Annotated in this window: 23 protein-coding genes; 12 read left to right on the top strand and 11 right to left on the bottom strand. The window is 52.9% G+C overall.

Translation table 11 applies throughout. The features are described from left to right. The first annotated feature begins 40 nt into the window (after nucleotides 1–40). From ACLJQD_RS08485 to ybiB, 8 genes are all read left to right on the top strand, one after another. Nucleotides 41–1,372 carry an MFS transporter gene (locus ACLJQD_RS08485; RefSeq protein WP_001518324.1) on the top strand — a complete coding sequence of 444 codons (1,332 nt, stop codon included), beginning with the start codon at nucleotides 41–43 and terminating at the stop codon, nucleotides 1,370–1,372. 50 nt (nucleotides 1,373–1,422) lie between these two features. Beyond that, entirely contained in the window at nucleotides 1,423–2,172 is a 750-nt protein-coding gene (locus ACLJQD_RS08490) for an SDR family NAD(P)-dependent oxidoreductase (protein WP_000924695.1), read from the top strand. Between the two features lie 13 nt (nucleotides 2,173–2,185). Further along, nucleotides 2,186–3,031 (top strand): transketolase, encoded by an 846-nt coding sequence (locus tag ACLJQD_RS08495; RefSeq protein WP_000784291.1) that lies wholly within the window; start codon nucleotides 2,186–2,188, stop codon nucleotides 3,029–3,031. Then, nucleotides 3,031–4,023 (top strand): transketolase family protein, encoded by a 993-nt coding sequence (locus ACLJQD_RS08500; protein ID WP_000083414.1) that lies wholly within the window; start codon nucleotides 3,031–3,033, stop codon nucleotides 4,021–4,023. Before ACLJQD_RS08495 ends, ACLJQD_RS08500 begins: the two co-directional genes overlap by 1 nt. Before the next feature lie 56 nt (nucleotides 4,024–4,079). Then, nucleotides 4,080–6,692, top strand: coding sequence for a bifunctional acetaldehyde-CoA/alcohol dehydrogenase (gene adhE / locus ACLJQD_RS08505; RefSeq protein WP_024137344.1), 2,613 nt, complete (start codon nucleotides 4,080–4,082; stop codon nucleotides 6,690–6,692). A gap of 181 nt (nucleotides 6,693–6,873) precedes the next feature. Continuing rightward, nucleotides 6,874–8,235 (top strand): ATP-dependent RNA helicase RhlE, encoded by a 1,362-nt coding sequence (gene rhlE, locus ACLJQD_RS08510; RefSeq protein WP_000007065.1) that lies wholly within the window; start codon nucleotides 6,874–6,876, stop codon nucleotides 8,233–8,235. Between the two features lie 207 nt (nucleotides 8,236–8,442). Beyond that, nucleotides 8,443–10,587 (top strand): ATP-dependent DNA helicase DinG, encoded by a 2,145-nt coding sequence (gene dinG / locus ACLJQD_RS08515; RefSeq protein WP_017441934.1) that lies wholly within the window; start codon nucleotides 8,443–8,445, stop codon nucleotides 10,585–10,587. A 29-nt stretch (nucleotides 10,588–10,616) separates the two neighbouring features. Beyond that, entirely contained in the window at nucleotides 10,617–11,591 is a 975-nt protein-coding gene (gene ybiB, locus ACLJQD_RS08520; protein ID WP_017441935.1) for a DNA-binding protein YbiB, read from the top strand. A 155-nt stretch (nucleotides 11,592–11,746) separates the two neighbouring features. Here ybiB and ybiJ read toward each other — a convergent pair whose 3' ends face one another. Continuing rightward, complete coding sequence (gene ybiJ / locus ACLJQD_RS08525; RefSeq protein ID WP_017441936.1) at nucleotides 11,747–12,007, bottom strand: DUF1471 family protein YbiJ; 261 nt, start codon at nucleotides 12,005–12,007, stop codon at nucleotides 11,747–11,749. 284 nt (nucleotides 12,008–12,291) lie between these two features. Continuing rightward, on the bottom strand, nucleotides 12,292–12,558 hold the full coding sequence (locus ACLJQD_RS08530; RefSeq protein WP_000146332.1) for a DksA/TraR family C4-type zinc finger protein: 267 nt from the start codon (nucleotides 12,556–12,558) through the stop codon (nucleotides 12,292–12,294). Nucleotides 12,559–12,762: 204 nt separating this feature from the next. Here ACLJQD_RS08530 and rlmF point away from each other — a divergent pair, with 204 nt between their 5' ends. Continuing rightward, on the top strand, nucleotides 12,763–13,689 hold the full coding sequence (gene rlmF, locus ACLJQD_RS08535) for a 23S rRNA (adenine(1618)-N(6))-methyltransferase RlmF (RefSeq protein WP_017441937.1): 927 nt from the start codon (nucleotides 12,763–12,765) through the stop codon (nucleotides 13,687–13,689). Here rlmF and ybiO read toward each other — a convergent pair. The 6 genes from ybiO to rhtA form a co-directional block, all read right to left on the bottom strand. Continuing rightward, nucleotides 13,686–15,908 carry a mechanosensitive channel protein gene (gene ybiO / locus ACLJQD_RS08540; RefSeq protein ID WP_017441938.1) on the bottom strand — a complete coding sequence of 741 codons (2,223 nt, stop codon included), beginning with the start codon at nucleotides 15,906–15,908 and terminating at the stop codon, nucleotides 13,686–13,688. The genes rlmF and ybiO overlap by 4 nt on opposite strands. Before the next feature lie 118 nt (nucleotides 15,909–16,026). Next, nucleotides 16,027–16,749, bottom strand: coding sequence for a glutamine ABC transporter ATP-binding protein GlnQ (gene glnQ / locus ACLJQD_RS08545; RefSeq protein WP_000569093.1), 723 nt, complete (start codon nucleotides 16,747–16,749; stop codon nucleotides 16,027–16,029). Beyond that, a complete protein-coding gene (gene glnP / locus ACLJQD_RS08550; protein ID WP_001159076.1) occupies nucleotides 16,746–17,405 on the bottom strand; it encodes a glutamine ABC transporter permease GlnP in 660 nt (219 codons plus the stop codon). The genes glnQ and glnP overlap by 4 nt, the downstream gene beginning before the upstream one ends. A gap of 145 nt (nucleotides 17,406–17,550) precedes the next feature. Further along, nucleotides 17,551–18,297: a glutamine ABC transporter substrate-binding protein GlnH gene (gene glnH / locus ACLJQD_RS08555; RefSeq protein WP_000838671.1), complete on the bottom strand. Its 747-nt coding sequence runs from the start codon at nucleotides 18,295–18,297 to the stop codon at nucleotides 17,551–17,553. Nucleotides 18,298–18,773: 476 nt separating this feature from the next. Next, a complete protein-coding gene (gene dps / locus ACLJQD_RS08560; RefSeq protein WP_000100805.1) occupies nucleotides 18,774–19,277 on the bottom strand; it encodes a DNA starvation/stationary phase protection protein Dps in 504 nt (167 codons plus the stop codon). Nucleotides 19,278–19,579: 302 nt separating this feature from the next. Next, nucleotides 19,580–20,467: a threonine/homoserine exporter RhtA gene (rhtA, locus tag ACLJQD_RS08565; protein WP_001119555.1), complete on the bottom strand. Its 888-nt coding sequence runs from the start codon at nucleotides 20,465–20,467 to the stop codon at nucleotides 19,580–19,582. A gap of 353 nt (nucleotides 20,468–20,820) precedes the next feature. Here rhtA and ompX point away from each other — a divergent pair, with 353 nt between their 5' ends. Continuing rightward, on the top strand, nucleotides 20,821–21,336 hold the full coding sequence (gene ompX, locus ACLJQD_RS08570; RefSeq protein ID WP_000716763.1) for an outer membrane protein OmpX: 516 nt from the start codon (nucleotides 20,821–20,823) through the stop codon (nucleotides 21,334–21,336). Nucleotides 21,337–21,399: 63 nt separating this feature from the next. On the opposite strand, the gene ACLJQD_RS08575 is transcribed toward ompX, so the two are convergent. After that, nucleotides 21,400–22,980, bottom strand: coding sequence for a phosphoethanolamine transferase (locus ACLJQD_RS08575; protein ID WP_001089327.1), 1,581 nt, complete (start codon nucleotides 22,978–22,980; stop codon nucleotides 21,400–21,402). A 264-nt stretch (nucleotides 22,981–23,244) separates the two neighbouring features. Continuing rightward, the gene (gene mntS / locus ACLJQD_RS08580) at nucleotides 23,245–23,373 is read right to left on the bottom strand and encodes a manganase accumulation protein MntS (protein ID WP_001001755.1); all 129 of its coding nucleotides are present in this window, start codon (nucleotides 23,371–23,373) and stop codon (nucleotides 23,245–23,247) included. A gap of 185 nt (nucleotides 23,374–23,558) precedes the next feature. Between mntS and mntR the strand changes: the two genes are divergently transcribed. Both mntR and ACLJQD_RS08590 read left to right on the top strand, forming a co-directional pair. Then, nucleotides 23,559–24,032, top strand: a complete 474-nt coding sequence (gene mntR / locus ACLJQD_RS08585) for a manganese-binding transcriptional regulator MntR (protein ID WP_000533542.1) — start codon at nucleotides 23,559–23,561, stop codon at nucleotides 24,030–24,032. Beyond that, nucleotides 24,029–25,141, top strand: coding sequence for an anion transporter (locus tag ACLJQD_RS08590; RefSeq protein ID WP_017441940.1), 1,113 nt, complete (start codon nucleotides 24,029–24,031; stop codon nucleotides 25,139–25,141). Before mntR ends, ACLJQD_RS08590 begins: the two co-directional genes overlap by 4 nt. Before the next feature lie 43 nt (nucleotides 25,142–25,184). On the opposite strand, the gene ldtB is transcribed toward ACLJQD_RS08590, so the two are convergent. Then, nucleotides 25,185–26,105, bottom strand: coding sequence for a L,D-transpeptidase (gene ldtB / locus ACLJQD_RS08595; protein ID WP_001056404.1), 921 nt, complete (start codon nucleotides 26,103–26,105; stop codon nucleotides 25,185–25,187). Nucleotides 26,106–26,246: the final 141 nt, after the last annotated feature.

The following is a 26,246-nucleotide window of genomic DNA, read 5'->3' on the forward strand; positions in this document are numbered from 1 at the left end:
TAAGGTTCGCGAAAATATAAAACAATAATGAGGATACCCTATGTCACGTATAGATACTGTAGTCTGTACTGACGCCAGGAAGACAAAATATCGTTTGGTGGTTTTGACGATGATTTTCCTGGTGTATGCAATAAATTACGCCGACAGAACCAATATCGGCGCGGTGCTGCCGTTTATCATTGATGAGTTTCATATCAACAACTTTGAAGCCGGAGCCATCGCCAGTATGTTTTTCCTTGGCTACGCGGTAAGCCAGATCCCGGCAGGTTTTTTTATCGCCAAACGCGGCACGCGGGGGTTAGTTTCACTATCAATTTTCGGCTTTTCCGCTTTCACCTGGCTGATGGGCACGGTAAGTTCGGTGTTTAGCCTGAAGATGGTGCGATTGGGACTGGGGCTTAGCGAAGGACCATGCCCGGTGGGGCTGGCTTCAACGATTAATAACTGGTTCCCGCCGAAAGAGAAAGCCACGGCAACCGGCGTTTATATCGCGGCCACCATGTTTGCGCCGATTATCGTGCCGCCGTTGGCGGTGTGGATTGCGGTCACCTGGGGCTGGCGGTGGGTCTTTTTCTCCTTTGCGATCCCGGGGATCGTGGCGGCGATTGCCTGGTATTTACTGGTTAAGTCAAAACCTTCAGAGAGCGGATTTGTTTCGCAAAGTGAGCTGGAGGAGATTAATGCCGGGCGTGATATCCATAAAAACACCGTACGGGAAAATATATTAATTGCCGATCGTTTCACTTTGCTGGATAAAATTATTCGGGTGAAAAAAATGGCGCCTATCGATACGGCAAAAGGATTATTCACCTCCAAAAATATCCTCGGTGACTGCCTGGCCTATTTTATGATGGTTAGCGTGCTGTACGGCTTATTAACCTGGATTCCGCTCTATTTAGTAAAAGAGCGCGGTTTTGATGTCATGAGTATGGGGTTTGTAGCCAGTATGCCGTGCATCGGCGGGTTTATTGGCGCGATTGGCGGCGGATGGATTTCGGATAAAGTATTAGGCCGTCGTCGTAAGCCAACGATGATGTTTACCGCTATTTCCACCGTGGTCATGATGTTAATTATGCTGAATATTCCGGCAAGCACCTGGGCGGTATGTGTTGGGTTATTCTTCGTCGGTTTATGCCTGAATATTGGCTGGCCCGCATTCACAGCATACGGTATGGCGGTTTCGGATACGAAAACTTATCCCATTGCCTCTTCTATTATCAATAGCGGCGGCAACCTCGGTGGGTTTGTCGCTCCGATGGCTGCGGGTTTTTTACTTGATAAGACCGGCAGCTTTAATTCTGTATTTACCTATTTCGGTATCTGCGCAGCAATTGGTCTGGTGGTTATTCTCTTCCTCGATGAGCCACAATAACGGAAATATATCCTGTTAATTAATATGACGTAATGTCATGGAGTGAAAATATGTTATTAAAAGATAAAGTCGCCATTATTACTGGCGCGGCCTCCGCACGCGGTTTGGGTTTTGCTACCGCGAAATTATTTGCTGAAAACGGCGCTAAAGTGGTCATTATCGACCTCAATGGCGAAGCCAGTGAAGCCGCGGCTGCGGCATTAGGCGAAGGTCATCTCGGGCTGGCGGCAAACGTCGCTGACGAAGTTCAGGTTCAGGCGGCAATTGAACAGATCATAGCTAAATATGGTCGGGTCGATGTACTGGTGAATAACGCCGGTATTACTCAGCCGCTGAAGCTAATGGACATTAAGCGCGCTAATTATGACGCGGTGCTTGACGTCAGCCTGCGCGGCACGCTGTTGATGTCACAGGCGGTTATCCCGGTCATGAGAGCGCAAAAATCCGGCAGCATTGTCTGCATCTCCTCCGTTTCCGCCCAGCGCGGCGGCGGTATCTTCGGCGGCCCGCACTACAGCGCGGCAAAAGCCGGCGTGCTCGGTCTGGCGCGGGCGATGGCGCGTGAGCTTGGCCCCGATAACGTCCGCGTAAACTGCATCACTCCGGGGCTGATTCAGACCGACATCACCGCCGGTAAGCTGACCGATGAAATGACGGCCAACATCCTTGCCGGGATCCCGATGAACCGCCTGGGCGATGCGGTAGACATCGCGCGCGCCGCGCTGTTCCTGGGAAGCGATCTCGCGTCCTACTCCACCGGTATCACCCTGGATGTTAACGGCGGCATGTTAATTCACTAAGCGAGGCAATGAGATGAAGATGACCGAATCACAAAAAGTCGCCGCAGCGGCGTGGCGCATCCGCCGCTACGCCCTGCAAATGGGGGAAGTTCAGGGACAGGGCTATATCGGCCAGGCTCTGGGCTATGCCGATGTGCTGGCAACCGCGTTCAGCCACGCGATGACCTACCGTCCGGAAGACCCTGAGTGGGAAGGGCGCGACCGCTTCCTGCTCTCTCACGGCCATTACGCCATCGCCTATTATGCGGCGCTGCTGGAAGCGGGAATTATCCCGGAAGAGGAGCTGGAAACCTACGGTTCCGACGACAGCCGCCTGCCGATGTCGGGGATGGCGACCTACACGCCGGGGATGGAGATGTCCGGTGGTTCGCTGGGGCAGGGGCTGTCCATTGCCGTAGGAATGGCGCTCGGGCTGAAGCAAAAGAGCAGCACGTCCTGGGTTTATAACTCTATGTCGGATGGGGAACTGGACGAAGGTTCAACCTGGGAAGCGGCGATGTCGGCAGCCCACTATGGCCTGACTAACTTGATTAACATCGTTGATGTCAACAAACAGCAGGCGGACGGCGATTCGCGCAAAATCCTCGGCTTTGAGCCGCTGCATGAAAAATGGGCCGCTTTCGGCTGGTACGTACAGCGCGTGGACGGTAACGATCTGGCCGCGGTGATTGCGGCCTTTGACAACGCGAAAAGTCATGCCGGCAACCAGCCGCGGGTCATTCTCTGCGACACGCTGATGGGCAAAGGGGTGCCGTTCCTCGAAACCCGCGATAAGAACCATTTTATTCGCGTCGATGCTGACGAGTGGCAAAAAGCGATTGCGGTGCTGGACGCTAACAAACCGGAAGGAGTGCTGTAATGAGCCAGAGTAAACCACGTTTAAAAACGTCCGCGATGATTGCTTCTATCGCCGATGAAGGCCAGGCGACGATCCCTGCGCCGTTTGGCGTCGCGCTGTCAAAACTGGCGGCGCAGCGCCCGGAAATCGTCGGTATGACCGCGGACCTGTCAAAATATACCGATCTACATATTTTCGCCCAGGCTTTCCCGGATCGCTTTTTCCAGATGGGAATGGCGGAACAGTTGCTGATGGGCGCGGCGGGGGGCATGGCGAAAGAGGGATTTATTCCCTTCGCTACCACCTACGCTGCGTTTGCCACCCGTCGCGCCTATGATTTTATCCATCAGGTGATCGCCGAAGAGCATCTGAACGTGAAGATCTGCGCAGCGCTGCCGGGCCTGACGACGGGTTATGGCCCAAGCCACCAGGCAACCGAAGATCTGGCGATTATGCGCGGCATTCCCGGCATGGTTATCGTCGATCCTTGCGATGCGCTGGAGATAGAGCAGGCGGTACCGGCAATTGCTGACCATAACGGCCCGGTGTATATGCGCCTGCTGCGCGGTAAGGTGCCGCTGGTGCTGGATAAGTACGACTATCAGTTTGAGCTGGGCAAGGCGAAACTGCTGGAGGACGGCAATGATGTGCTGATTATCTCTTCCGGGCTGATGACCATGCGTGCTCTGGAGGCGGTTGAAAAGCTACGCGCCGATAATATCAGCGTGGCCGTACTGCACGTGCCGACAATCAAGCCACTTGATGAAAAAGCGATTATTGAGCAGGCGTCGAAGCCCGGTCGCCTGGTGATGACCGCGGAAAACCATACCTCGGTCGGCGGGTTAGGGGAGGCGGTTGCCGCGCTGCTGATGCGCAAAGGCGTACGCTGTGAGCTGGATACCGTTGGTTTGCCTGACGAATTCCTGCTGGCCGGCGCGCTGCCGACGCTGCACGATCGCTACGGCATCTCCACCGCGATGATGGTAGAAAAAATTAAGCATCGTCTGCGTTAATGACTTTCGCCGCCGCGTTCTGCGGCGGCGCTTCTCTGTTTCCGTTCGAGGTTTCCATGTCGATTAATTCCATTGAAGAATTAAACGCGCTGGTTGCGCGCGTCAAAAAAGCCCAGCGTCAGTACGCGAGTTTCACGCAACAACAGGTAGACAAAATCTTCCGCGCCGCCGCTCTGGCCGCCGCTGATGCCCGCATTCCGCTGGCCAAAATGGCGGTCGCCGAGTCTGGTATGGGCATCGTGGAAGACAAAGTGATTAAAAACCACTTCGCTTCCGAATATATCTATAACGCCTATAAAGATGAAAAGACCTGCGGCGTGCTGTCAGAAGACGACACTTTCGGGACCATTACGATTGCTGAACCTGTCGGTATTATTTGCGGCATCGTTCCGACAACCAACCCGACCTCTACCGCGATTTTCAAGTCGCTGATTAGCCTGAAGACCCGTAACGCCATCATCTTTTCTCCGCATCCGCGCGCTAAAGAGGCAACCAACAAAGCGGCAGATATCGTTCTGCAAGCGGCTATCGCTGCCGGCGCGCCGAAAGATCTGATTGGCTGGATCGATCAACCTTCCATAGAACTGTCTAACGCGCTGATGCACCACCCGGATATTAACCTGATCCTTGCGACGGGTGGTCCAGGCATGGTTAAAGCAGCATACAGCTCCGGCAAACCGGCTATCGGCGTAGGCGCAGGTAACACTCCGGTAGTGATTGATGAAACCGCGGATATCAAACGCGCTGTGGCGTCAATCCTGATGTCTAAAACCTTCGATAACGGCGTAATCTGTGCTTCTGAACAGTCTGTTGTCGTTGTTGATTCCGTCTATGATGCCGTTCGCGAGCGTTTTGCGAAATGCGGCGCGGTGATTCTGAATAAAAAAGAGAGGAAAGCTGTAGGCGGAGTATTGCTCAAAAATGGGGCGCTGAACGCGGCAATTGTCGGCCAGTCAGCGGCTACAATCGCAGAGATTGCCGGCATTTTTGTGCCTGAAAACAGCAAGGTTCTGATAGGGGAGGTGAGTGCAACGGACGTCTCTGAGCCTTTCGCTCACGAAAAACTCTCTCCGACGCTCGCCATGTACCGAGCAAAAGATTTTGCCGATGCGGTAGATAAAGCGGAGCAACTGGTCGCTATGGGCGGTATCGGTCACACTTCCTGCCTGTACACTGACCAGGATAACCAGCCAGAACGCGTTGCTTACTTCGGTCAGATGATGAAAACCGCGCGTATCCTGATCAACACCCCGGCCTCTCAGGGTGGTATCGGTGACCTGTACAACTTCAAACTCGCACCTTCCCTGACGTTGGGTTGTGGTTCCTGGGGTGGTAACTCCATCTCTGAAAACGTTGGTCCGAAACACCTGATCAACAAGAAAACCGTTGCTAAGCGAGCTGAAAACATGTTGTGGCACAAACTTCCGAAATCTATCTACTTCCGCCGTGGCTCTCTGCCCATCGCGCTGGATGAAGTGATTACTGATGGCCACAAACGTGCGCTCATCGTGACTGACCGCTTCCTGTTCAACAACGGCTATGCAGACCAGATCACCTCTGTGCTGAAAGCGGCTGGCGTTGAAACCGAAGTCTTCTTCGAAGTTGAAGCCGACCCGACGCTTTCCGTTGTGCGCAAAGGCGCTGAGCTGGCTAACTCTTTCAAACCGGACGTGATTATCGCGCTGGGCGGTGGTTCCCCGATGGACGCCGCGAAAATCATGTGGGTCATGTACGAACACCCGGAAACTCACTTCGAAGAGCTGGCGCTGCGCTTTATGGACATCCGTAAACGTATCTACAAGTTCCCGAAAATGGGCGTGAAAGCGAAAATGATCGCCGTCACCACCACTTCCGGTACCGGTTCTGAAGTCACACCGTTTGCGGTTGTGACCGACGATGCAACCGGTCAGAAATATCCGCTGGCTGACTATGCCCTGACCCCGGATATGGCGATTGTCGACGCCAACCTGGTGATGGATATGCCGAAGTCCCTGTGTGCGTTCGGTGGTCTGGATGCGGTAACTCACGCCCTGGAAGCTTACGTTTCCGTACTGGCTTCTGAGTTCTCTGACGGTCAGGCTCTGCAGGCTCTGAAACTGCTGAAAGAAAACCTGCCGGCGTCTTACCACGAAGGGTCTAAAAACCCGGTTGCGCGTGAACGTGTTCACAGTGCAGCGACTATCGCCGGTATCGCGTTTGCCAACGCCTTCCTCGGTGTATGTCACTCCATGGCGCACAAACTGGGCTCTCAGTTCCACATTCCGCACGGTCTGGCGAACGCCCTGCTGATTTGTAACGTTATCCGCTACAACGCGAATGACAACCCGACCAAGCAGACCGCTTTCAGCCAGTACGATCGTCCGCAGGCACGCCGTCGTTACGCTGAAATTGCTGACCACCTGGGCCTGAGCGCGCCGGGCGACCGTACCGCCGCTAAGATTGAAAAACTGCTGGCATGGCTGGAAAGCATTAAAGCTGAGCTGGGCATTCCTAAGTCTATCCGTGAAGCTGGCGTGCAGGAAGCTGACTTCCTGGCACACGTTGACAAACTGTCTGAAGATGCCTTCGATGACCAGTGTACCGGCGCTAACCCGCGTTATCCGCTGGTATCGGAACTGCGCCAACTGCTGCTGGCAAGTTTCTACGGCGAGGCGTTTGCTGAACAATAACGCATGGATCTCCGTCGCGGGGCGTCATTTTCCCCGCGGCTCACCGTAAGGATAATTTATGCGCCGCATCACAAAAACTGCTACACTCCGCCCCTTCATGACATTGTGGTTTTTGTCATTCCAAATTTGAGCATCTCCCTGAAAACTACACCGGCAACGGTCGGGGCGGTCCGGAGTAGTTATGTCTTTTGATTCCCTGGGATTAAACCCTGATATCCTGCGCGCCATTGCCGAGCAGGGTTACCGTGAACCTACCCCTATTCAGCAACAGGCGATTCCCGCCGTGCTGGAAGGCCGCGATCTGATGGCCAGCGCCCAGACCGGAACCGGTAAAACGGCAGGTTTTACCCTGCCATTGTTGCAGCATCTGATTACCCATCAGCCGCACGCTAAAGGTCGTCGCCCGGTGCGCGCGTTGATCCTCACGCCAACCCGCGAGCTGGCGGCGCAAATTGGCGAAAACGTCAGAGATTACAGTAAATACCTCAACATTCGCTCGCTGGTGGTGTTTGGCGGCGTAAGCATCAATCCGCAGATGATGAAACTGCGCGGCGGCGTGGATGTGCTGGTGGCGACGCCGGGACGTCTGCTCGACCTGGAACATCAAAATGCCGTGAAGCTGGATCAGATTGAGATTCTGGTACTGGATGAAGCCGACCGTATGCTGGATATGGGCTTTATTCACGACATCCGTCGCGTGCTGGCGAAACTGCCGGCGAAGCGTCAGAATCTGCTGTTCTCCGCCACGTTCTCCGACGACATCAAAGCGCTCGCCGAAAAGCTGTTGCGCAACCCGCTGGAAATCGAAGTGGCGCGCCGCAACACGGCCTCAGAGCAGGTGACGCAGCACGTGCACTTTGTCGATAAAAAACGTAAGCGCGAACTGCTGTCACAAATGATTGGCCAGGGCAACTGGCAGCAGGTGTTGGTCTTCACCCGCACCAAGCATGGCGCGAACCATCTGGCGGAACAGCTTAATAAAGACGGTATTCGCAGCGCGGCGATCCACGGTAATAAATCGCAGGGCGCACGTACCCGCGCGCTGGCCGATTTTAAATCCGGCGATATTCGCGTGCTGGTGGCGACGGATATTGCGGCGCGTGGTCTGGATATTGAAGAGCTGCCGCACGTGGTCAACTATGAGCTGCCGAACGTGCCGGAAGATTATGTACACCGTATTGGCCGTACCGGTCGCGCGGCGGCAACTGGCGAGGCGCTGTCGCTGGTCTGTGTTGACGAACATAAATTGTTGCGTGATATCGAAAAGTTGCTGAAAAAAGAGATCCCACGCATTACGACGCCGGGCTATGAGCCGGACCCGTCGATTAAAGCGGAGCCGATTCAGAACGGTCGTCAGCAGCGCGGCGGCGGCGGTCGTGGACGCGGACAAAATCAGGGGGGAGCGGGGCGCAGTCAGCAGCCGCGACGTCAGGATAGCGGGGCGGCGAAGGCGAAACCAAAACCGCGCACAGGCGAGGGGAAACCCGCTGGCGACAAAGCACGTCCGCCGCGTCGCCCGCGCAGAATCACGCCTGCCCAGTAAATTTTATCCGGCAACATGCCCGGTAGCGCGACGCTTACCGGGCCTACGGACTATGCAAATACGTAGGCCGGATAAGGTGCTTGCACCGCCATCCGGCAAAATACACATCGCGTTGCGAGCCGCCTTCCAGAACCGGTAAAAAAGGTACTTCCCGCCCCTGAAATGTGACACAATAGTGGCTGTTTATACAGTACTTCAGGTTTTCTCATGGCATTGACCGCTGCGCTGAAAGCGCAAATCGCCGCCTGGTATAAGGCGCTTCAGGACCAGATCCCCGACTTTATTCCCCGTGCGCCGCAGCGGCAGATGATTGCTGACGTCGCCAGAACGCTGGCCGGGGAAGAAGGGAGACATCTGGCTATTGAAGCGCCGACCGGCGTCGGGAAAACCCTCTCCTATCTTATTCCCGGTATCGCCATTGCCCGGGAAGAGCAAAAAACACTGGTGGTCAGTACCGCTAACGTGGCGTTACAGGATCAGATCTTTAGCAAAGATTTGCCGCTGCTACGAAAAATCATCCCCGATCTGCGCTTTACCGCCGCCTTTGGCCGCGGGCGTTACGTGTGTCCGCGAAACCTGGCGGCGCTCGCCAGTAGCGAGCCTACGCAGCAGGATCTGCTCGCCTTTCTTGATGACGAACTGACGCCTAACAACCAGGAAGAGCAAAAGCGTTGCGCCAGGCTGAAAGGGGATCTTGACGGTTACAAATGGGATGGTCTGCGGGATCATACCGACATTGCTATTGACGACGATCTGTGGCGGCGATTAAGTACCGATAAAGCCAGTTGTCTGAACCGCAACTGTCACTATTACCGCGAATGTCCATTCTTTGTCGCCCGACGTGAAATACAGGAAGCGGAAGTCGTGGTGGCGAATCACGCGCTGGTAATGGCGGCGATGGAAAGTGAAGCCGTACTGCCGGAACCAAAGCATCTGCTGTTGGTACTGGATGAAGGTCATCATCTGCCCGATGTCGCTCGCGATGCGCTGGAGATGAGCGCGGAAATTACCGCCTCCTGGTATCGCTTGCAACTGGATCTGTTCAGCAAACTGGTGGCGACCTGCATGGAGCAGTTTCGCCCTAAAACCACGCCGCCGTTAGCGAACCCTGAGCGACTTAACGCCCATTGCGAGGAGGTATACGAACTGATCGCCTCGCTCAATGCCATTCTTAATCTGTATATGCCCGCAGCGCAGGAGGCGGAGCACCGTTTTGCAATGGGCGAGTTGCCTGATGAGGTCATGGAAATCTGTCAGCGACTGGCGAAGCTGACCGAGACGCTGCGTGGGCTGGCGGAATCCTTTCTCAACGATCTCAGCGAAAAAACCGGGTCGCACGATATTGTGCGTTTGCATCGGGTGATTTTACAGATGAACCGGGCGCTGGGAATGTTCGAGGCGCAAAGTAAATTATGGCGGCTGGCTTCGATGGCGCAGTCTTCAGGCGCGCCGGTGTCCAAATGGGCGACGCGTGAAATACGCGAAGGGCAACTCCACGTCTGGTTCCATTGTGTCGGTATCCGCGTCAGCGATCAGCTGGAAAGATTGTTATGGCGCAGCGTACCGCACATTATTGTCACCTCGGCGACACTGCGCTCGCTCAATAGCTTTTCGCGTCTGCAGGAAATGAGCGGCTTAAAAGAAAAAGCCGGCGACCGCTTTGTGGCGCTGGATTCGCCGTTTAATCATGTGGAACAGGGGAAACTGGTGATTCCTCAAATGCGCTACGAACCCACCATTGATAACGAAGAGCAGCATATTGCCGAAATGGCGGCCTATTTTCGTGAGCAACTGGAGAGCAAAAAACATCATGGTATGCTGGTACTGTTCGCCAGCGGGCGGGCGATGCAGCGTTTTCTGGAGCATGTCGCTGATGTGCGCTTACTCCTCCTGGTCCAGGGCGACCAGCCGCGTTACCGGCTGGTGGAGCTACACCGTAAACGGGTGGAGAGCGGCGAACGCAGCGTGCTGGTTGGGCTTCAGTCTTTTGCCGAAGGGCTGGATCTTAAAGGCGAGCTGCTGACGCAGGTCCATATCCATAAAATTGCCTTCCCGCCGATCGACAGCCCGGTCGTGATCACCGAAGGCGAATGGCTAAAAAGCCTGAATCGTTATCCGTTTGAGGTACAAAGCTTACCAAGCGCGTCTTTTAATTTAATTCAGCAGGTAGGGCGATTGATCCGTAGCCACGCCTGTCGGGGAGAAGTGGTCATTTATGATAAGCGTTTGTTGACCAAAAACTACGGACAGCGTTTACTGAATGCCTTACCTGTTTTTCCGATAGAGCAGCCTGCCGTGCCAGACGTTATAGTAAAACCAAAAGCAAAACCTGCACACCGCCGACGGCGTTAATGCTGTGAGCACACTTCAAGGAGCTTTCAATGGATTATCGCAAGATCATCAAAGAGATCGGGCGAGGTAAAAATCACGCCCGCGATCTGGATCTGGATACCGCGCGCGGTTTGTATACCCGAATGCTGAATGGCGACATCCCCGACCTGGAAATGGGCAGTATATTGATGGCGCTGCGTATTAAAGGCGAAGGCGAAGCCGAAATGCTGGGCTTTTATGAGGCCATGCAGAATCATACCATCAAACTGACACCGCCCGCAGATAGGCCGTTGCCGGTCGTTATTCCCAGCTATAACGGCGCGCGTAAACAGGCGAATTTAACGCCGTTGTTGGCTATCCTGCTGCATAAATTGGGCTTTCCAGTTGTAGTACACGGCGTCAGTGAAGATCCGACCCGCGTACTGACGGAAACAATATTTGAGCTGATGGGGATTGTGCCCACCCTACACGGCGGACAAGCGCAGGCCAAACTGGACGGGCGCCAGCCGGTGTTTATCCCGGTGAGCGCGCTCTGCCCGCCGCTGGAAAAACAGCTGGCGATGCGCTGGCGGATGGGCGTGCGCAACAGCGCGCATTCACTGGCCAAGCTGGCAACACCATTTGCTGAGGATGCCGCGCTGCGTTTATCAAGCGTTTCTCACCCTGAATATGTCCCGCGTGTGGCGACCTTTTTTAGCCGCATTGGCGGGCGGGCTTTGCTGATGCATGGTACCGAAGGCGAAGTCTATGCCAACCCGCAACGCTGTCCGCAAATCAGCCTGATTGATAGCCGTGGCGTGCAGGTACTGCATGAGCGTCAGAGCGACACGCACGACGAGCCGCTTTCACTGCCTGCGACTAAAGATCCTGAAATCACCGCGCGCTGGATTGAGCGCTGCCTTGCCGGCCACGAGCCGGTGCCGCAATCATTAAAAACGCAAATGGCCTGTTGTCTGGTTGCGACGGGAGAGGCAGCGACGTTAGAAGACGGGCTTGCGCGCGTCGAACAGGCTTTTAGCGAATAAAAAAAGCCCGTCCAGTGACGGACGGGCAAATAAGGGTAACAAACAGGGTTAATGAGGGTTGGAGCAGTGGGTCTGTTGGCAAACAGACGAGGGTAATACCCGTCAGAATTCAAACAACAGCGATGTTACATTCTGAAATCTGGCGGGCAGGTAAATTATTTATAAATCACCGCAGTGCCGCTCATTTTGTCATTACCCACGGCGGAGGTGATGTTATAAGCGCTTGCGCCAGCAGCGGCGGCTTTTTCAGCCAGTTTAGCTTCCAGGCCATCCAGCGTGGTGGCGCCATCGGCAGACACTACGCCGATTTTATGCAGGTTTTGCGTCTGAGACGCGCTAACCGGTTCTGCGGCAAAAGTGCCAAAAGAAAGGGTGGAAAGCGCGATGGCTGCAACAGCATATTTAATGGTTTTCATGATTAATCTCTCGCAGGTTATTCTGTTTATGGGACGATGTTCCGTCGATGTGATGAGTATCACGGTTTTTTGCGAAAGATAAAATCGAATAGAATTGACGGCCTTGCTCAAAATTTTTGAATGACAAATAACCTATTGATTATTAATTAATTCAACAGTGGAATTTACCGTTCTTGTCATCTGGCTTTACAGAGTCGAGGTTAACGGCACATTCTGCGACGCAGAACGCTAAAAAGCATGAGCGTAAAGGCATGGATGATACTGGCGGTTTCGGTAAAGAAAAGTCAGCGTAACTGGCTGTCTTTTGAACCTCTGCGATTATATCCTGAAAATGTTGCGTTATGTAAATCTTTCTCCTGTTGGCAGGATATGCATAACCGAACGCCCGGTACGGCTTTACGCCGCGCTTCAGGGATAGGGTCGCCGCAAGATTCGCATTCATCGCGACTTTCGCCGTGAGGAAGTTCGCCGCGAGCGCGGGCAACGGCATCTTCAATGGTATTGTTGATTTGTTCATTCACTGCGTCGTCATTTGCCCAGCCGGATGCCATCACGCTCTCCTGATTTTAGGGTACCTGAGGTTAAGTGTAGCGCCGTCAGGTGAAAAAATCGCATCGCGCGATCTTTTCAGACCATGAGCAGAACCAATGTCATTCAGATATCCGATCAAACGAGCGAGGCAGGGAATTCGCGGTGGTATATTTACCCCGTGGCGTTATACGGGTATCTTACGCCGCTGCTAAAAGGAGAATGCCATGTCCGCCCAGAAACCGGGGTTACACCCGCGCAACCGCCATCAACACCGTTATGATCTCGCCGCACTGTGTCAGACCACGCCGGAATTGACGTCCTTTCTTATCCGCACGCCCGCCGGTGAACAGAGCGTTGATTTTGCTAATCCGCAAGCGGTAAAAGCGCTCAATAAGGCGTTGCTGGCGCATTTTTATGCCGTCACACACTGGGACATTCCGCCAGGGTTTTTATGTCCGCCAGTGCCTGGTCGTGCGGATTATATCCATCATCTGGCGGATCTGCTTGGCGAAACGACAGGGAGTATTCCGGCGCAGGGAACTATTCTGGACGTGGGCGTGGGCGCCAATTGTATTTATCCGCTTATCGGCGTCCATGAATATGGCTGGCGATTTACCGGTAGTGAAGTCAGCGACGCAGCGATGTCCAGCGCGCAGGCTATCATTCAGGCTAATACGGGGTTAAGCCGCGCCATTCGTCTGCGTCGGCAAAAAGATCCGGCGGCCATTTTTACCGGTATCATTCATAAAAATGAATTTTATGACGCAACGCTTTGTAACCCGCCTTTTCACGACTCCGCCGCCGCAGCCCGCGCGGGCAGCGAGCGTAAGCGCCGCAATTTGGGGCAGAATAAAGATGATGCGCTGAACTTTGGCGGTCAACAGCAGGAGCTATGGTGCGAAGGCGGCGAAGTCGCCTTTATTAAAAAAATGATTGCTGAAAGCCAAACCTTCCGCCGTCAGGTGTTGTGGTTTACGACGTTGGTGTCGCGCGGCGAGAATTTACCGCCGCTTTACCGGGCGTTGACGGAGGCTGGCGCGGTGAAAGTGGTGAAAAAAGAGATGGCCCAGGGGCAAAAGCAAAGCCGCTTTATTGCCTGGACCTTTATGGATGACGACCAGCGTCGCCGTTTTATCACCCGTAAACGCTAAATCGTCGGTTCGCGCGGCGGCAGTGAATCAGGCGACGGGCCGCCAGCGGGGGCGGGTAGAACCTGATACGTTTGCACCGGCGCGCGCACATTGGCCAGATCAAAATGCTTTTTCACCTGGCTATCAAGGGCAAAACGCACCGTCCACTGCTTGAGCGGTAGCGTGGTGAACGACACGCGTAAAGTAAACGCCGTGTTCGTTAAACCGACAATACCGGCGAACGTGGGTTCGCCGATAATCAGCCCGCGAATATCCTCCGTCTCCATCAGCGCCGTTACCGCGTCTTTCAGCGCCTGATTCGCTTTATCCGCATCCTCATGGCGATCCACGTCATAGTTGGCGACAACAGAGCCGATACCGCGCACAAAGTTGGCGAAAGTGGTGATCGAGGACCACGGGATAATATGGTATGCCCCGGTATCCTGCCGCACGCCGACGGAGCGAATCGACATTCTTTCGACCGTCCCCGTCAGCGGGCCTATGGTGACTAAGTCGCCGGTATTCATCCCGTTTTCAAACTGAATAAAGACGCCGGTAATAATATCTTTCACCAGGGTTTGCGAACCGAAAGAGATAGCCAGACCTAACGCCCCCGCGCCAGCCAGCAATGGCGCGATATTGACGCCGATTTCCGATAACACGATCATGATGGTTATGGTACTGATAATCACTGCCAGCGCATTGCGGAACAGCGTCAGCAGCGTGCGCGTGCGGGCGCTGGGTAGCGGGCGACCATGAATATCGGAGGCCAGGCGATTCTCAATCAGACTGGCGAGAATCGTCCATCCCACGGCGGAGAAGAATAAGATTAACGCGATACGGATGAGGATATCGACCATCTTTTCCCCCGCGCCATAATGTAGCCAGTGCCAGAAATCGAATAATCCCCAGGCGTTGAGCAACAGCATAACGGCGACGCAGACGGTCAAAAAGCGTGCGACTTTTAGCGCCGAGGAGAGCCAGCCGTTAAGCCGCTTTTGTAATTCCGGGTAATTGCGCTGCGTATGGGGCGACAGGGTGATGGTTTTCGCTATCCAGCGGGTAAACATACCGGAGATAAACGCCGCGATGCCAATAATCGCCAGACTGCGCACGGTCGCGCCCATCATAAACTTCAGGCTATTGCCTGGGTCGAATAACGAGAAGAAAAACAGCACGATAAAGTAAGCGCTGGCCAGCCAGTGCCACACCAGCGCAAAGGCGCGGATAAACAGGCTAAAAAAGGCTAATGATCGTTCCGCCAGACTTAATAAATGTTGCGTAATCTCCGCTTTGTTTTTAAAGATCAGGTACAGCGCCCAGATGGTGATGCAGAGCATGATCGCCACATTAGCCATCGCGCCAACCTGAACATTCACCTGGTTGGAAATAATCGGAACGGCAACAATCAGCCCGTAGCCAATCAAACTGCTAAGCGAACTCATACGGCGATTCCAGTAACGCGCTGTCGCATCCTGAATCGCGAATGGGCGTAACTCCGGTACATTAGGGCAAAAAATAAGCCGCAGAATCGCTTTAAAGAACTCTATCAGCGCGAAGGCATTCAGGAACAGGCTTTGCTGAAAAGCGATAGTTCGACTTCCCGCATGGAAATTATCACTGAGCATCTGACCGATAAATAAGGTGAGCGCCAGTAGCAGCAGGTCGATAATAAACGCGCCGACGATCATCGCCGGGAGCTGTAACCAGTTGCTGCGTTCACGGTTTTTCTTGCGCGCCCACAGGCCCATTTTTCGATATAACGGCAGGGCGCAAAGCCGTATCACGCTATAAAAACCAAATACCGCGACGGCCAGAAATAAAAAGTGGGTTAACGCGTTGGTGAAGGTTTGCGAGTTAAACGGCTTGTGCGGCGCATCGGTGATGTTGCGATAAAGCTGGGCGAAACGGGTAGCGAAAGCATCGCCGTACTGACGGGTAACGGTGGTGACGTTCTCCAGTACCGTTTTCTCATCTTTGGCCGCAGGCGGCGCAAGCGCTGGCGCCGGCTCGGTCGGCGGCGTGGTTGAGGCTTCGCGGAGTTGCGCTATTAATTCGTTACGTGAAGCCTCGTTCTCCAGTACGTCAGCCAGGGCCGCATAGGCCGCTTTTTTTTGTTCAGGACTGGGCTCTGGCGCTGCTTGCTGGCTGGTTGATGTCCCCGTGGTCACGCCGGGTATGGCGACCGCATGGGCAGGCGTGCCCAGTAGACAAAAAAGGATGAACAGGGTCCACCGCATGACTCCTCCAGTGAGAAAAGAGACGCAAAACACTAAGTATAGATGGCGCAGGGGAGGGAAAATGAAATGGGACTATTCCATGATGCCCTCCCTGCCGCAGGGCAGGAAGGGCGATATCTCAGGAGACGTGCTGTAAAAATTCCTGTAAACGTGGGCTTGGCGGATTTTCGATCAACGCCTGCGGACTGCCATCTTCGGCAATACGGCCTTTATCGATGAAAATCAGCCGTGAGGCGACTTTTTCGGCAAAGCCGATTTCGTGAGTGACAATGACCATGGTCATGCCTTCTTCCGCGAGATCCTGCATGACTTTCAGCACTTCATGGCGCAGTTCAGGGTCCAGAGCGGAGGTTGGCTCGTCAAAGAGCATCATTTTCGGCTTCACTGCCAGCGCTCGGGCAATGGCGACGCGCTGTTGTTGACCGCCGGAAAGCTCGGAGGGGTAGTGGTGCGCCCGTTCCGCCAGTCCAACTTTCGCTAATAGTGCTTTCGCCTGTTTTTCCGCTTCTTCTTTCTTTACGCCGCGCACGCGCAGAGGACCGAACATCACGTTTTCGAGCGCGGTCAGATGCGGGAACAGATAAAACTGTTGAAACACCATGCCGGCTTCCTGGCGAATCAGCCGTTCGTCTACTTTAGGATCGTTGACTTTCAGACCATCGACAATCAGATCGCCGGAGGTGATCTCTTCCAGTTTATTGATACAGCGTAATAACGTGGATTTACCCGAACCGGAAGGGCCGATAATCACAACCACTTCGCCCTGACGGATGTTTAAATCAATGTTATGTAGCACCTGGGTGGGGCCAAAGTGCTTGGAGACGTTTTTAAATTCAATCACAGGATTTTCATCCTTCTTTCAAGACGACGCAAAATAAAGCTCAGCACCAGCGTAATGATCAAATAGAAGACGGCCACGGCGCTCCAGATTTCCAGGGCGCGAAAGTTACCGGCAATAATTTCCTGGCCCTGACGGGTCAGCTCGGCTACGCCGATAACAATAAACAACGAGGTGTCTTTGATGCTAATGATCCACTGGTTGCCCAGCGGCGGCAGCATACGGCGCAGAGCAAGCGGTAAAATAACATGGCGGATGGTTTCCCGGCGAGAAAGGCCCAGCGCCAGACCCGCTTCGCGAAAACCTTTGTGAATGGATAGTACTGCGCCACGAGTAATTTCCGCGATATAAGCGCCGGAGTTAATCATAATTGTCACGACCGCTGCGCTGAACGGATCAATACGCAAATCATTAAATGCCATCGGCAGGGCAAAGTAGATAAACATGACCTGGACAACGATGGGCGTGCCGCGAATAATTTCAATGAAAACCAGGGCGATGTGGTTGGCGAACCAGCCGCCAAACGTACGGGCAAAACCTGCCGCCAGTCCAATAACCAGGCCGCCAGCCAGACCGAGGACCGAGATCCACAGGGTCATTTTAGCGCCCTCAAGCAAAAGCGGAATGGCGGGCCAGATGGCGCTCCAGTCAAACTGCATATGTCGTTCCTGTTACCGTGGTGTAAATAGTCAAATGCTCTATCCGGCGCGGAAATGGCGTGAAAGTGTCTTATCCGTCACGGAAAAGAGCTGTAGGCCCGGTGAGCGTCCTCACTACCGGGCCACAAGCCAACATCAGGTTGTTTTATTTAGGTTCTGTACCGAACCATTTTTTGTAGATTTCGTTATAGGTGCCATTCTCACGCAGCGTTTTCAGCGCGCCGTTGACTTTCTCGCGCAGTTCATCGCTGCCTTTCGGGAAGGCAACTCCGTATTGCTGTGCTTCCAGCGATTCGCCTACCGCCTTGAACTGGCCGTTGCCTGCGGTTTTGATAAAGTACAGGATGTTCGGCGTATCGTGCAGAACAGCGTCTGCGCGGTTGGTGCCTAATTCCATGTACGCGTTATCAATGTTCGGGAACTGACGCAGGTCTTTGGTTTTGATATTCGCTTTCGCGTAATCCACCGACCCGGTTCCGCTCTTCACGGCAACGACTTTGCCATCGAGGTCTTTAACGCTTTTAATATCGTTATTGTTGGCTTTAACCATCACGAGCAGACCGCTTTTGTAATAGCCATCGGAAAAGTCGATCGCTTTTTTACGCTCGTCCGTAATCGTAATACCCGCCAGCGCCAGATCGATATTTTTGGTTTGTAATGCCGGAATAATGCCGCTGAAATCCATCGGTTTCAGGGTGTAGTCCAGCTTCAGTTCTTTCGCGATAGCGTCCCACAGATCAACATCAAAACCGACGTATTTGTCGCCCTGTTTAAATTCAAACGGAACGAACGCCGTATCGGTTGCCACCACGAGTTTCTTATCCGCAGCGTGCGAAGACACCGCAAAAGCCAGGGTAAGTGCAGCCAGTGAAACTTTTAATAGAGACTTCATAGCATTTCCTTTTCTATCCACGGGGCGATCCCCTGCGAGAACATGTAGCGTAATGAAAAAATCATGCCAATTATGTAACTCATTGTTTTAACAGAAGCGTCAATCATTCCTGTGCACAATAAGTCGGGCAAAACCAGTATGCCGCACCGTTTTGGGGCACTGATTTAGTGCATGAATAACAAAGTAGAGATACAGGGTCTATTTAGCGTAAAAATCGTTGTTAAAACAATCTTTAATTAACGATTGTGTGATGTAATTATTACAAATAATTCACTTTTGTCGGAGGGGAGTACAAGACGTGTGCACTATTTAAGTGCAAAACCCCTGTGCCAGGCAGGGGTATAGGGATGACTTATATACCTGTGTACATCAAGTTGCAGGTGCGTTCGCTTCAGTGACCGACGGAAGTCAGGCTTCTGCGGATTCGCTGCGTTTGTACCTTCCTGCAACTCGAAGTATTCAGGGTAGAGATAGATTTATTCGATGTTGGATTCGATAAACCACAGGAATTTATCGAGGTCGCGTGATGCGGCGGTAAAGATATCGGCAGTGTCTTCATCTTTGGCTTCACCGATAGCTTTGCGAACATCATTAGCGACAACAGCGTAGCGATCGGCCAGTTCTTTTAAGTGATCCTGCACGTTATGGATGTCGAGCGGATAGCTTTTCAGCGGTGTTTTGCTGTTGATAACTTGCGTGGTGCCTAACGCCACACCGCCAAGCTGTACGGCGCGCTCGGCCATAGTATCCAGATGATCGGTCAGTGCGGTACGGAAGCCATCCAGCATCTCATGAACGGCAATAAAGTTAGCACCGCGCATGTTCCAGTGGGCCTGTTTCGTGATCAGCGACAGGTCAATGAACTGGATCACCTGACGATTAAGCAACTCAACCGTCGCTTTTTTATCGCTCTCTGATACATCGTTACGGGTATAAAGCAGATTAGACGCTTTTGTTTTTACCAGTTTAGCGGTACTCATAATCTCATATCCTCTTGATGTTTGTGTCCCAGGTAATTAACGAAAATAAGTATAGCACCGGTTTTTAACTTTGCTTTTTTGAATTTACCTATCACTTTAATAGTACAGACAAGATTTAATATTTATTATGATTAAAAATCAATTAGTTAGACGAGTTTGCTGTTGGGTGGGTAATAATTCTCATTTTAATGTAAAAAATGAGAAAAAATATGACAAAAAATGACGAAGTAATAGCGCAATAATAAAAGGTGAATAACGAGGTGATATTCTGCATGATTATGCACATCATGCAGAATAAGAAACTATTTTACGTCAACTTGTTTAATTTGCGGTTCGCGGCGAATCGTTAGGGTAGATCCCATTGAAGCGGCAATGATGGCGCACAGGGCCATGATTTGTATGCCCGTAAGCGTTTCGCCCAGAAAAATCATCCCGGAAACGGCGGCCAGCGCGGGTTCCATGCTCATCAGCGTACCGAAGGTGCGGGTTGGCAGGCGCGTCAGCGCAATCATTTCCAGTGAATAAGGCAGCGCCGTAGAAAGCACAGCGACCGCTAACCCTAAGGGAAGAATCGACCAGTGCCATAGCGCGTCGCCAGCCTGAACTGCGCCAATCGGCACGAAAATGATGGCGGCAATCAGCGAGCCTACCGCCACCGTGGCCGGACCATGTTCCGCGCCTGCTCGCTGGCCGGTAAGAATATAGACAGCCCAACAGGCGCCAGCGCCGAGCGCTAACGCGGCCCCGGTAAGATCGACGTGAGACATATCTTGCCCTAATGGCAGCAGGAACCAGAGCCCAAGCACAGCCAGTACGACCCAAATAAAATCTACCGGCCGCCGGGATGAAAACAGCGCGACCGCCAGAGGACCGGTAAATTCCAGCGCGACCGCAATACCCAACGGCACCGTCTGAATCGACAGATAGAATAGATAGTTCATCCCGCCCAGCGACAGACCATAAAACAGTAAAGGCAGCCGCTGCTCTTTGGCAAAACGCAAACGCCAGGGTTTGAAAAAGGCGATAAGGATAAGCGTTCCCAACGCCAGACGAAGCGCCGTTACGCCCGGCGCGCCGACAAGAGGAAATAACGATTTCGCCAGTGAAGCGCCACTCTGAATAGAGGACATGGCAATGAGCAAAACCAAAATGGGCAACCAGACTGGTAGTTTACGTGTTGACCCCGGCATCCTTTCTCCTGTCAAAAAATGTCAGTACGAGTAAAGGTGGCAGTGTAATGGAAATTCCCCGCGGCGGTTGAGGATTCGTTGAAAAAAAATTTCCAGGATTCCATAAAATGAACTTAAATTGATGGATAAATAGACTGTTAGTTTAGGAATAATCTGGATGAATGTATCGCGCCGCACGCGCATTATTGGTGCAATCAGCCGGAAAAGTGATGTTAATTGAATAAGATAGCGCGATATGGAAACGTTCTGTTACATGAAAGGCGCCCTTAGACACCGTGAATCGCAAAGAGTTTCCCATTAATTTTTGATATATTTAAAACTTAGGACTTACTTGAAGCACATTTGAGGTGGTTATGAAAAAAATTGCATGTCTTTCAGCACTGGCCGCTGTTCTGGCTTTTTCCGCAGGTACTGCAGTAGCTGCTACTTCTACCGTTACCGGTGGTTACGCTCAGAGCGACGCGCAGGGCGTAGCGAATAAAATGAGCGGTTTTAACCTGAAGTATCGTTATGAGCAGGACGACAACCCGCTGGGCGTAATCGGTTCCTTCACCTACACCGAAAAAGATCGTACTAACGGTGCGGGCGATTACAACAAAGGTCAGTACTACGGCATCACTGCCGGCCCGGCTTACCGTCTGAACGATTGGGCGAGCATCTACGGTGTAGTCGGTGTGGGTTACGGTAAATTCCAGACGACCGATTACCCAACCTACAAACATGACACCAGCGATTATGGCTTCTCCTATGGCGCTGGTCTGCAATTCAACCCGATGGAAAATGTTGCTCTGGACTTCTCTTACGAGCAGAGCCGTATTCGTAGCGTTGACGTTGGCACCTGGATTGCTGGCGTAGGTTACCGCTTCTAATCACGTCGGTGAAAATGAAAAATCCGCCTTTCGGGGCGGATTTTTTTTTGCCTGAAACGTGCATTATTTTAGTGAAAAAATATCGCTGCCCAGATGGTTATAGTCCACTTTCTGTAATTTGAAATTGGTGATATAAACGGGCCCGGCTTTCTGTTCCGAAATAAATCGATAGCGATTTTTGATCTCTTTAGCGCTAATTCCTGTCCATTGCGAGAAAAAACTCAGGAAATCGTTCGCAGAACGGCGAGCTTTAATGATCCGATGCGCTTTACTGTCGCTGGATAGCACCATAAACGGCACCTGGAAGTTTTGCTGGAATTTGTCGTCATGCGCCAGGTACTGTACCGCTTTGCCGCGCTCTTTAAACGCCAGCCCGTGATCGGAGAAATAGACGAGCGAAAAGCTGTCGCCGCTATGACGAAGCTGAGTATAGAGCTGACGGAGCAAATCGTCGGTTTGCGTCATGGTGTATAAATAACAAGACGTCTCTTTCGACTGGACAAACGTCGCGTATTTTCCCTGAGTACGGTCGCAGGCCTGGGGATGCGATCCCATTAAATGCAACACAATCAACTGCGGTTGCGTGCGTTCTGTCGCCAATACCTGTGCCGTCATGGTTAACAGCGCGTCGTCGCGAGTATTTTTATCCGCTTCAAAATCGCCGTTTTTCAGGAAATGCGCTTCATCGGCGCGTTTGGCGATACTGGCGATGGCCGTGTCGTATTCGCCGATTTGCCCCTGATTGGAAAACCACCATGTCTGAAAACCGGCGCGGTTAGCCAGCGTGACGAAGTTATCCTGATACTGCGGTTTGTTATCCACCACGCGATTGAGCGTTAAACCGAGCGATTTTTGCGTTGAGCCGCTGGCGGCGATGTAATCCATAAAGAAGTCGCCATTCACATGGCTGGCGAAGGGGGTATTATCCCAGTGGCCGCCGAAAGCGCCCATGGCATCCCGTCGCGCGCTTTCACCTATCACCACGACATAGATGTGATATCTGGGTTTCACCGCAGTAACCGTCCAGCTATCTTTTATGCCGGATAGCTGCGCCATACGATGCTGCTCTTCAATGACTTCGTTGTTATTGACGATAACGTCTTTAGCGAAGCGAAAAACCGGATAGCCAGTATCAATAACCTTAAAAACGCCGCCCCACGCCAGATTTTGTACCGGCGCGACGAAAAATGCCGCGACGCTAATCAGCAGGCACAGGCTGTCGAGGCTATTCCAGCGCGGCCTGACCTCTTCTTTTCGGCGGCGAAGCGCAATAATACCCAGCGCAAAAATAAAAAGTCCGGTCAGGTAGCTATACCACGGGAAGATGGTCAGGATTTCACTCGACTCTTCCATATTGGTGGAGTGCAGCGCCAGCAGCGTATTAAAGTTCGGCGCCCCGTAAGCCTGGCCAAAGGGAAAATAGCAAGCAGCTACCAGCGAACAGATGCCGAGCAGCGCTTTTTGTCCGCGGGGCAGGTAGCGCCAGAGCAGCAGCAGCAGGCAGGTAAACGCCGCGGTATAAAGCAGGCTAAAGGGGTAGCCGAGCGCGAGGTTAATCAGCAGCGACTGTAAAAAGTAGAGGCCCGCCCATGGGCTTACAGCCCGACGACGGGCCAGAAGTGAATCGATAAGGGTTGAATTCATATGCCACTATTGCAAAAACGCCATGTGCTAACCCTGGCGCGAAGGGTCATTACCTGCCTGATTATGCGTAAAAAAGGTATTGGGTTCGCAACGGCGAGTCGCAAAATATTCAGGGCTGCCAGAAGATAGAGCGTGCGGGTAAGAAGGTCAACCGCCGGAAAGAAAATGTTTTGCGAAGAGAATAGCAAAACCACAAAAAAACAGGGGGAATGGGCGCCATTTCCGTTGATGATGCAAAATAAAGCGGCGTACCGCACCGCCGCGTTATTTCGTGGAAGGGTTATCCTGCTCCGGTTTGCCGTTGATCATATCGCACAACATAGAGAGCAGCATTAACCGGACTTTAAAGGGAGAGTGACTGAACACGCGTATACACCTCTTAAATTCGTTCATATAAACCTCCTGATGTTTCTATCCCATCGATCCGTGAGGGATGTCTGCATTACATACAGATATAGCACAGGCTATGTTTTATAGCTATTGCTAAAACGTTAATTTTTTGTGCCCGGACAACTCTGGTTTACAATGAGCGCTCTGTCAGCTGACGCGTTAACGCGTCACAGAAACGAGGAAGCAAAATGGGTCGTCGCGCAGGTACGCCAACAACAAAAAAAGTGACGCAATTGGTGAACGTAGAAGAACACGTTGAAGGATTTCGTCAGGTCAGAGAGGCGCATCGCCGTGAGTTGATAGACGACTACGTTGAGCTGATTTCCGATTTAATTATTGAGGTAGGGGAAGCGCGTCAGGTGGATATGGCGGCGCGGCTCGGCGTCTCCCAGCCAACTGTGGCCAAAATGCTTAAGCGCCTGGCATCGTTAGGATTTATTCAAATGATCCCCTGGCGCGGCGTTTTTCTGACGCCGGAAGGGGAGAAGCTGGCGCAGGAAAGCCGCGAGCGGCATCAAATTGTCGAAAATTTTTTACTGGTGTTAGGCGTAAGCCCGGAGATCGCGCGTCGTGATGCGGAAGGGATGGAACACCATGTCAGCCAGGAGACATTGGATGCCTTTTTGGCCTTCACGCAACAGCATGGAACATCTGCAGAATGAATCTGGCCTTTTTACGGGCGCTGCGGCGTGACCGTTTTTTTCAGTTGTTGATCATTGTGGGGATGGCGTTAAGCCTGTTTGTTCCTTTTGCGCCTCACGCCTGGCCTGGCGCGATTGACTGGCACACCATTATTACCCTCAGTGGGTTAATGTTGCTCACTAAAGGCGTTGAGCTGAGCGGCTATTTTGATGTGCTGGGACGCAAGATGACGCGCCGATTTCATACCGAGCGGCAACTGGCGATGTTCCTGGTGCTGGCTGCGGCGGCGCTGTCGACCTTTCTGACAAACGATGTCGCGCTGTTTATCGTTGTGCCGCTGACGATAACGTTAAAAAAACTGTGCGCGATTCCGGTCAACCGATTGATTATTTTTGAAGCGTTGGCGGTGAACGCCGGTTCGCTGCTGACGCCTGTCGGTAATCCGCAAAATATTCTGTTGTGGGGACGCTCCGGCTTAAGCTTTGCTGAATTTAGCGGGCAAATGGCGCCGCTTGCCGTCATGATGATGCTGACGTTACTGCTCCTGTGCTGGTTTTGTTTTCCGGGTAGGGCGTTACAGTATCATACCGGTACGCGTTCGCCGCAGTGGCAGCCTCGTCTGGTGTGGAGTTGCCTGGCATTATATGTCGTTTTTCTTACCGCGCTGGAGCTCAGGCAAGAGTTATGGGGACTGGTGTTGGTGGCGGCTGGGTTTATTGTGCTGGCGCGCAGGGTGATAGTCAGCGTGGACTGGACGCTGCTGCTGGTATTTATGGCGATGTTTATTGATGTCCATCTGCTAACGCAATTGCCGGCGTTGCAGGGTGTTTTCAACCAGGTTGGCGCACTGTCTCACCTGGGACTTTGGCTAACCGCTATCGGCCTGTCGCAGGTTATCAGTAATGTGCCCAGTACCATTCTCCTGCTGAACTATGTACCGGCCTCGACGCTGCTGGCGTGGGCGGTGAATATCGGCGGGTTTGGTCTGCTGCCGGGGTCGCTGGCAAATCTTATTGCTTTACGGATGGCGAACGATCGCCGAATCTGGTGGCGATTTCATTTCTATTCGCTGCCGATGCTGGCATGGGCGGCGCTGGTGGGATATGGATTATTGCAACTGATGCCGTAAGAGAAGCCCGATAGTATCTATCGGGCTTCGCAGGCAGAGTCTGTCAGTTCAGACGAACCGGCATCCCGGAACGATCCTGAACTGCCTGTTGTACGACGGTCTGATCAACGTCAGGCTCGTTGGTGACGGCCAGGATACTCTTATTAAGCGTGATCGGCACCGCTTCCTTACCTTCAAACTGCGCTTCCGTCGTTGACAGCGGGTTATGCACCTCAATGTAACGGCTACCGTCCGGCTCGGTGGTGGCTTTTACCGGTTCATCGATAAACTGCACGCGGGTACCGACCGGCACATTTTCAAACAGGAATTTGATATCGTCGTTGCGCAGACGCACGCAGCCGTGGCTCACACGAAGCCCGATGCCGAAGTTGGCGTTGGTGCCGTGAATAGCATACAGGCGACCAATGTACAGCGCGTACAGGCCCATCGGGTTATCCGGGCCCGCAGGCACGACGGCAGGCAGCGGCTCGCCGGCGGCGCGATATTCAGCGTGCATTTTTGCCGTAGGCGTCCAGGTCGGACCGGCTTTTTTACGTTCAACTTTGGTCGTCCAGTTGATAGGCGTGTCTTTACCTAACTGACCGATCCCAATCGGCAGGACGATAACGGTGTTTGTGCCTTTCGGGTAGTAATAGAGGCGCATTTCCGCGCTATTGATGATAATGCCTTCGTGTACGGTATCCGGCAGGATCAGCTGCTGCGGAATATTCAGCACGGTACCGCCCTTCGGCAGGAAGGTATCCACGCCCGGGTTGGCTTCCAGCATGTTGGAGAGCCCCATCTGATACTCCGCGGCAAAATACTCCAGCGGCTGGGTATTGCCCTCCGGAACGGTGATGACCTGATTTTGCCCAATTAAACGGCTACCATCGGTAGGCAGCGGGTAAGTGACTGCTGAGGCTGTTTTACAAAAACCAACTACAGCGAAAGCCGCCGCGAAAAGCGTTGTTAATTTCATATTCATGTTATGCGAGATTCTGTGCCAAGCAGGCTAGTAGGTTGAGAATTCTGTCATGTTGGGAGCGCATTATAGGTGCATTCCAGTAAACAGGGAATTCAGATGTGTACGAAATCACGTTTTTTTCCCTTACGGTTCAGTGTAGCC

It is taken from the genome of Salmonella sp. SAL04214 (assembly GCF_046550615.1).
Taxonomy (GTDB): domain Bacteria; phylum Pseudomonadota; class Gammaproteobacteria; order Enterobacterales; family Enterobacteriaceae; genus Salmonella; species Salmonella enterica.